Source organism: Shewanella profunda, from assembly GCF_023283765.1.
Classification (GTDB): domain Bacteria; phylum Pseudomonadota; class Gammaproteobacteria; order Enterobacterales; family Shewanellaceae; genus Shewanella; species Shewanella profunda.
In genome coordinates, this window is the sequence record NZ_JAKILG010000017.1 from 79,989 (window position 1) to 88,613 (window position 8,625).

Here is an 8,625-nt window from a genome sequence, read left to right on the forward strand (position 1 = left end):
ACGGGGCAGTAGTATACCAAAGGCGCTGCGATTCGACAAACACCAATCGGGATAATTTGCCGTTTATCTCGTCTCCGTCGCTTTTACTTGGTCCCAATAGGCATCGAGCTCCATTAATGTGTGCTCTTCCATGCCTTTACCGCTATCACTCGCCAACTGTTCAACGCCGCGAAAACGGCGTTCAAATTTAAGGTTCGCTTGGCGCAATGCTTGTTCAGGATCGACCTTAAGATGGCGGGCTAAATTCACTACGGCAAACAGCAAGTCGCCCATTTCGGACTGCACTTTAGCTTGGTCTTGCTCTGGTTGCTTCACCTCATGCAGCACTTCATCAATTTCTTCATGGATTTTAGCGACCACAGGCTCAAGCTCGGCCCAATCGAAACCGACTCGCGCCACCCTTTGCTGAATTTTGATTGAGCGTGACAGTGCAGGTTGTGAGCGAGGAATATTGTCTAATACGGAAACCATAATATCGGCTTGGGTTTCACCTGCAACTTGTTGCGCCTTTTGTTCACGCTCAATCGCTTTAATCGCTTCCCAATTGGCTTTCATCGCTTGGGCGCTATCGCCTATTTGCGGATTTTGCTCACCAAATACATGGGGATGACGACGGGTTAACTTGTCGCTGATTTTCTCAATCACGCTCGAAAAATCAAATAACCCCTGCTCTTTGCCGAGTTGACAATAGAATACGATTTGAAATAACAAATCCCCGAGTTCATCGGGTAACTCATCCCAGGCTAAACGCTCTATGGTATCGGCAACTTCATAGGCTTCCTCTAAAGTAAAAGGCACTATAGTTTGAAACGTTTGCGCTTTGTCCCAAGGACAACCCGTGTGCGGATCACGCAGTTTTTCCATTATCTTAAGCAGCGGCTCAACATCTGTTATAGACAGTTCCGTTGTAGAAGTTTCAGTGATAGAAGGTTCAGTAGTAGAAAATGAGGTTAATGGCGCCGTGTGGGAAGTCATGCTGATATCCTTTAAAGATAAATACTGCAACGGGCGAATACTGAGAAAGAACAAAAAAATACGCCTCAACCCTCAGCAGTGCTTTTTAGCGAAAGGCTACAATAAAGCGATGATGATAAGCTAGCTAAGATAAAAGCGCTATTTTGATGCTGAGATCAGCTTTTAGTGACGTATTTCAACTAAGACTTATTTTAACGAAAGAGCATTCGCGCCATTTCGTAATTCACTCATCTCGTGAGCAATAAATTGACAACCTTCCTCCCCTGCAAATTCTCATCTATGTCCTGCATACAAGTATTTAGCGCAAGCCGTCTTAAATGATAAGATACGCAGCAATATTTCAACGAAGCTACAAGTCACCGAGCGAAGACCTGGCAATTTCGGCCTAACTATTCACGTGATGAGTGCACGTGATGAGCGCCCCGTGATAAATGTGGTCATTCGATTTATTCATTTGATTGATGTTAGGTATATTTCGATTCTGTCGTCCTATATTAGGACGCACCCTGATAGTTTTTCAGCATTACTGGAGACAAAACTCATGACAAACGTGACAGTGGATGCCACGCAGTTAACGACTAAGCCATCCCAAGATGGTTTTCACATGCCTGGCGAATGGGCCGCGCAGCAAGCGGTGTGGATGATTTGGCCCTATCGTCCTGATAACTGGCGCGCTGCAGGTGCTTATGCTCAGGCGACCTTTGCCAAGGTGGCCGATGCCATTGGTGCGGCAACCCCCGTTTATATGGGTGTCCCTAAAGCCTTTTTAGCCGAAGCTAAAGCGGTAATGCCATCCCACGTCACTTTGGTTGAAATGGACAGTAACGATTGCTGGGCTCGTGACACTGGGCCAACAGTCGTTGTGAATGATAATGGCGAATGCCGTGGTGTTGACTGGGGCTTTAATGCTTGGGGCGGCCATAACGGTGGTTTGTACTTCCCATGGGATAAGGACGAACAAGTTGCACAGCAAATGCTCGCGCAGCATGGTTTTGCCCGTTACAGCGCACCGCTGATCCTCGAAGGTGGATCCATCCATGTCGATGGTGAAGGCACCTGTATGACGAGTGCCGAATGTTTACTCAACGCCAACCGTAACCCTGATTTGACAAAAGAACAGATTGAAGCCTTACTGCGAGACTATTTGAATGTTAAGCAGTTTATCTGGTTGCAAGATGGTGTTTATATGGATGAGACCGACGGGCATATCGACAATATGTGCTGTTTTGCACGTCCAGGTGAAGTGATCCTGCACTGGACTGATGATCAAATGGATCCCCAGTATCCACGCTCAAAAGCCGCGCTAGAAGTGTTGCAAAACACCGTGGATGCACAAGGCCGTAAGTTAAAAATCCATCTATTGCCACAACCGGGGCCGCTGTATTGCACCGAAGAAGAATCAAAGGGTGTGACCGAAGGCACTGGCGTGCCACGTACGGCGGGTGAACGCTTAGCGGGTTCTTATGTGAACTTTTTAATCACCAATAATCGTATCGTGTTCCCGCTGCTTGACCCTGCAACCGATGATATCGCAGCCCAAAAACTGCAGGAAATCTTCCCAGAGCATGAGATTGTCGGTGTGCCTGCCCGCGAGATTTTACTAGGTGGCGGCAATATCCATTGTATTACCCAACAGATCCCCTCTGGAAAGTAACCCCAAGGAGAACATAATGACGATTGATGTCACTGTTGTTGTAACACCATTGGCTTTCAGTAGGAGGGCGTAAGATGTTTGAAGTTACTGAAGTTTCCATTGCCGAGCTGCGTACAGCACTCGAATCCGGTCGCACTACCGCGGTTGAGTTAGTGAAGTCGTATCTCACGCGGGTTGAGGCGTATGACGGCCCAGCGACCCAGACTAAGCTCAATGCGCTAGTGGTCCATAATCCTGATGCGCTTAAAGAAGCCGAAGCCTCAGATGCGCGCCGCGCCCGTGGTGAAATACTGAGCCCACTCGACGGCATTCCCTATACAGTCAAGGACAGCTACCTAGTTAAGGGGCTGACGGCGGCGTCTGGCAGCCCAGCCTTCAAGGATTTGGTTGCCCAATATGATGCCTTTGCCGTTGAGCGCCTACGCACAGCGGGTGCCATATGCATAGGTAAAACCAACATGCCACCTATGGCCAATGGCGGTATGCAGCGTGGTCACTATGGCCGCGCCGAAAGCCCATACAATGCTGAGTATCTTACTGCACCGTTCGCTTCGGGTTCTTCCAATGGGGCTGGCACAGGCACAGCGGCAAGTTACTCTGCTTTTGGTCTTGCCGAAGAAACTTGGTCGAGCGGTCGAGGGCCGGCATCTAATAATGGTCTGTGCGCCTATACCCCATCGCGCGGTGTGATTTCAGTGCGCGGCAACTGGCCGTTAACACCGACCATGGATGTCGTCGTGCCTTATACCCGCACTATGGCAGACATGCTCGAAGTGCTGGATGTTATTGTTGCGGATGACCCTATCACCCGTGGCGACCTATGGCGTCTGCAACCTTGGGTAGAGATCCCTAAAGCATCAACAGTTCGCCCTGAATCTTATCTGGCGCTGGCCGCTAGCTCAGACACACTTAAGGGTAAGCGTTTTGGTGTGCCGCGCATGTACATCAATAAAGATGAATTGGCGGGCACCAGCGAAAATCCGGGCATTGGCGGCCCAACGGGTCAACGTATTCATACCCGCCAATCGGTTATCGATCTATGGGAAGCGGCTCGTAAAGCCTTGGAAGCTGTCGGCGCCGAAGTGATTGAAGTGGACTTCCCGCTGGTATCAAATTGCGAAGGTGACCGCCCAGGTGCGCCGACCGTGTTTAACCGTGGTATCGTCACGCCTGAGTTCCTCCATGATGAGCTGTGGGAACTATCCGGTTGGGCATTCGATGAATTCCTGCGTGCCAATAATGACCCTAAACTCAACAAACTGGCTAATGTGGTTGGGCATTTGATTTTCCCCCATGATCTTGGCACCCTGCCCAATCGTGAAGGTGACTTGGCGGCAGGCATGGAAGAGTACGTCAACATGGCTAAGCGTGGTCTTAAACCCTATGACCAGATCGACAGCATTCCCGATGGTCTGCGTGGCTTAGAGAAAACCCGTAAGCTAGATCTCGAAGACTGGATGGACGAGCTTAAGCTCGATGCCGTGCTGTTCCCAACCGTGGCAGATGTCGGCCCTGCCGATGCCCATGTGAATCCGGCTTCAGCCGATATCGCGTGGAGCAACGGAGTTTGGGTAGCAAACGGCAACCTTGCTATTCGTCACTTAGGTGTACCGACTGTGACTGTGCCTATGGGCGTGATGGCCGATATTGGCATGCCAGTAGGTTTGACCTTTGCAGGCCGCGCCTATGATGACAACAACCTGCTTAAGTTTGCAGGTGCATTTGAGTCAACAGGTGACAGGCGTATGATCCCGCCACGCACGCCAAAGCTTGGCCAATAAGCGCTAAACGGACAAACGTACACTTAGTCTTAGGGATTTCACCCCCATATAAAGGCAAAGTGCAGAGTCATAAAAACGGGATGGGTCTTATGTGCCAATCCCGTTTTTTATTCTAACAAAAGCCAGATACAACATTTTGCCATTCGCTGCTGTTTGAGAGTAATAAAGTCTTATACCAAGTAATTAAGAATCACACTAAATGGCAGCGATCTCATCGATACGCTGCCTTTGCTAAAACGTTTTTGCCCCTAAGCAAGATGACTTTGTGGTCAGGTGTTCTGGATTAATTGTCACTGTTTCCCCAGTGACACGCCGTCTATTTCTTTCAAAAGAAGTATCCCTATAGGCTCGACGGCGGCATCCATGCCGCCAACGGTCACTGTTGCAACAATGCCAATCTTGACGATCCCTCTAGCTGTTCGTTCAGCTAAAAAGCTATTGCCCCAAAGCAATTCAGCATTCCATTTTTAGACTCCATTTTAATTGCATATATGCATGAGTTTTTATAATCCATATGTGTTCAACTATGAGCACCATTTCCTAAAATTTAAGTGTCTATTCATCACTACCTGAGGAGGTTTGTATGGACACTTGCAATAAAGGTCATCCCATGGGGCAAAAACGACCTTTTAAATTGGAAGAGGTTTGGCGCATTCGCACTCGTTTAGAGTTAGAGCATAATATTGCTGAGTTAGCGTTACTTAATTTAGCCATTGATTCAAAATTGCGCGCTTGTGACTTACTGCATTTGAAAGTTCAAGACATTACCTCTGCAGGCATCATCAATCCGCGAGTGCGATTATCACAGCGTAAAACCCATCGTGAAGTTCAGTTTGAAATTACACCACCAACCCAACATTGTCTGACCTCTTGGTTACTTGAACAGCGGCTGATCGCAGAGGACTACATATTTCCAAGCCCAAGATGTGCTCATCAACCGATGAGTTACAGCTATTACCGCGCTATAGTCAAAAACTGGGCGCATCAGTTAGGCCAAAATAGTGAATTATACGGCACGCATTCACTGCGCCGAACCAAAGCCACATTGATTTACCGTAGAACGAAAGATATTCGAGCCATTCAAATATTACTTGGCCATGTCAAGCTGGATAACACCGTCCGCTACTTGGGGGGTAGAGATTGAAGATGCACTTCGAATATCTGAGTCTATTGAAATGTAAGGGCACTGAGGCAATATGCACTTTTAGCTATATTGTCTCAGTTATCTGTGGTGCTGGTAAAAAATGACTTCTTATTTATCGTAGCAAACGTCATCGCAACATTTGTAAGAGCCTAGAATAATTAAAATGTTTCCGCAGTGTTGTGGAAATGTTTTTAATTTTGTATTGTAATTTGACAAAAATAGGAACTTGAACTAAAGGGAATGCCATGTTGCCGCTATGGACACAGCACCGTAAATCATCTTTTGCCGTTTTTATATTACTATTGGGATTGGTTGGGGCGGCACCGAGTGAGGCGGCGCTGCTGCCTGATGTGCCTTCCCTTAGTGGTGGTAAATCAAATTCAACTATTGATTTGCATTGGTATATAGGATGTGAAGTCACTGTCGTTAATATCCAAGAATCTACCAACGGTAGCACATGGGGCAGCGTTTATAGTGGGCTTGGTAATGCAGATGGTGGTTCGTCATCGATGTTAATGGCATTAGCCCCTGCATTCGATGATGGTACTGGTACGGCATGCTCTGGCTGGACAAGTGCTCGCTATATCAATTTATCGGGTAAAACGCTCTCAGGGTATTACTACCGCATCAATGCCTGCAAAGGTTCATTGTGCAGCGCTTATAGCCCCTCTATTCTCGTTGGCAGTTCTTCGGTGCCGACAACTCCCTCGGTTCCAACCTCTATCTCTGCTCCTGCAACCAATGCAACCGGGGCCTTTAGCGTTTCTTGGTCGAGTGTCAGTGGCGCTACGCGTTATGAATTGCAGCAGCGCGTTAACGGTGGCGCCTGGGTCGCTAAGTATTCTGGAACGGCCACCAGTTATGCTTTGTCGGGGCTCACTTCAGGCACCTATCAATATCAAGTGCGGGCTTGCTCAACGGCGTGCAGTGCTTGGAAATTATCCAGCAATACTCAGGTTAGCTTGCCTGTGCTTGGAAGCGACTGGAAAAATTTATCTCGGGTAACGGTTGCTGATGCGGGTGGCAGCGATATTGAGCCCGCAGAAGGTGTTGACTTAAATGCAGTAGCGGTTAAGGGGCAAGCCAGCGTATCGGGTGGCCAAGCAAGTTATCACATTCCCATCGATTTACCACCGGGGCGCAATGGCGTTCAACCTTCAGTATCGCTCAGTTATAACTCACAAAGTGGTAATGGTATTTTAGGTGTGGGTTGGTCACTCAATGCTGGCTCAAGCATTAGTCGCTGCGGTGCAACCTTTGCCCAAGATACCTATACTCGAGCGGTCACCTTTAATGCCTCGACCGATAGGTTGTGTCTTGACGGTCAGCGTTTAATTGCCATTAGCGGTACATATGGCACAAGCAATAGCGAATATCGCACTGAGATGGATTCCTTCGTTAAAGTAGTACAACACGGCAATATAAATGACAGTAATAGTAGTTTTACCGTCTATAAACCTGATGGCAGTTCGGCAACCTATGGTGCAAGTACTAATAGTCGTTTTGTGCCGAGCGGTTTAAGTACCGTATTAAGCTGGAAAGTGACCCAAGAGTCCTATTCAAATGGCGCTAATACCATTGATTATAAATATGACGACAGCATTGCTGGTGAGCATTTGCTACAGAACATAAATTACACAGGAACACTGAATCAAGTTGGTGATCGTAGTGTTGTGTTTAGTTATGAGATACGTCCAGACAGAAGTGTTAGTTATTTGGCAGGTAGCAAAATCGTTACAGAAAGAAGACTTTCAAGCATAACTTCATATCATGATGCAAAGCCAGTGTTTAAATATGAAGTCGAGCATTTAGTTAGCCAAACAACTCATCGTTCACTCATTTCTAATATAAGACATGCAGCTTACTCTAATTCACAATGGCAATGGGCTAAAGAGACTCATTTAGATTGGTCAGATACTCAAGCTATTGGTCTTCCCGAGCAAATAAACATCGGAGGAACACCAAAATATCAGAATGTAACAGAGTTAATTAACATTTTATCTCAGGGTGATATTGATGGGGATGGTAACCGAGATTGGATTGGATTTAATGCGAGTGCAGAGCAAGAATTAGTGAGCACTAATAGCATGACCTCTAATTTTTCATGCCATTACAATTACCTTACAGCAAGCCAAGAATGTATTGAAATCGATGTTGATCAGGATGGTATCAGTGATGCACATCGTATTTACAATGGAAAGCTACAGTTTAACTATAGTAATGATAATTCAAGCATATTTATAGATACTAGTTTAAGTCTAGTATCTTCGTCAGTTGATTCTGACAGGATATTGAGCAGTGATGATTTTAATGGTGATGGTTGGCCCGATCTTATTCTATATCGATATAATAATGGTCAGCCCAAACTTGAACTGTACTTGCATACAAGAAATAAAAGTATTCCTTTTCAAACAGTGAAGCTGCTCTGGACTTATGCAACAAAACGCAGTTCTGTAGATTTTAAATTTTATCCTTCTCAACTAGTTGATGTAATCGGTGATATTGATGGGAATGGCTTGCCCGATATTTTAGTGTCAGATATTGACGCTAAAATTGTGGGTAGTATACCCGGCGGCAATCCCAAATATTTCTTGCTCAACTACAGTTCATCAACCAATGTCAATTTTGTTACAAGTACTCTTGATTTGAGTAGCTATTCAGGATTTCCTGCTAACTATCGATTAGATTATACATTTTTCAGTTATTTCAATGATATTAATGGCGATGGTTTACCCGATTGGTTTGGATGGGAAAGGGGGGAGCTCGTCGTCAGATTAAATATGGGTAACGTAAAGTTTTCTGGATCCATAACGCTTGGTACTGATGCCTTTCTGGCATCGAGAGGGTACAGAATCCCTGCGGGGGATGATGGTAGCTTTGCGTTTATAAATCAGCCTAAATTTGCTGGCAGTATGCAATTTGTAGACATTAATAATGATGGCAAGAAAGAGTTGTTAATTCCTGGCAAGAGGCTCATTGAAAACTGTGTGAAACTGGTCGATCCATTTCGAAATGGGAAAGTGAGCAATGTGCTACAAACTTATTGTGGCGATCAGATATATGGGGATATT

General features: G+C 46.2%; 4 protein-coding genes and 1 pseudogene. 4 read left to right on the forward strand and 1 reads right to left on the reverse strand.

The window, feature by feature from the left end:
* Window positions 1–63: 63 nt before the first annotated feature.
* Window positions 64–975 carry a nucleoside triphosphate pyrophosphohydrolase gene (gene mazG, locus L2744_RS10595; RefSeq protein ID WP_248991871.1) on the reverse strand — a complete coding sequence of 304 codons (912 nt, stop codon included), beginning with the start codon at window positions 973–975 and terminating at the stop codon, window positions 64–66.
* Between the two features lie 541 nt (window positions 976–1,516).
* On the opposite strand from mazG, the gene aguA reads away from it, so the two are divergent.
* The 4 genes and pseudogenes from aguA to L2744_RS10615 all read left to right on the forward strand — a co-directional run.
* A complete protein-coding gene (gene aguA, locus L2744_RS10600; RefSeq protein WP_248991872.1) occupies window positions 1,517–2,629 on the forward strand; it encodes an agmatine deiminase in 1,113 nt (370 codons plus the stop codon).
* A gap of 74 nt (window positions 2,630–2,703) precedes the next feature.
* Window positions 2,704–4,410: an amidase gene (locus tag L2744_RS10605; RefSeq protein ID WP_248991873.1), complete on the forward strand. Its 1,707-nt coding sequence runs from the start codon at window positions 2,704–2,706 to the stop codon at window positions 4,408–4,410.
* Window positions 4,411–4,993: 583 nt separating this feature from the next.
* Window positions 4,994–5,591: pseudogene (locus tag L2744_RS10610) on the forward strand (tyrosine-type recombinase/integrase).
* A gap of 208 nt (window positions 5,592–5,799) precedes the next feature.
* On the forward strand, window positions 5,800–8,625 hold a 2,826-nt coding region (locus L2744_RS10615; RefSeq protein ID WP_248991874.1), incomplete at its 3' end, for a SpvB/TcaC N-terminal domain-containing protein.

Coding starts and splice junctions, on each gene's coding strand:
- aguA (WP_248991872.1), top strand. CDS start 1,517: ATGACAAACGTGACAGTGGATGCCACGCAGTTAACGACTAAGCCATCC.
- L2744_RS10605 (WP_248991873.1), top strand. CDS start 2,704: ATGTTTGAAGTTACTGAAGTTTCCATTGCCGAGCTGCGTACAGCACTC.
- mazG (WP_248991871.1), bottom strand. CDS start 975: ATGACTTCCCACACGGCGCCATTAACCTCATTTTCTACTACTGAACCT.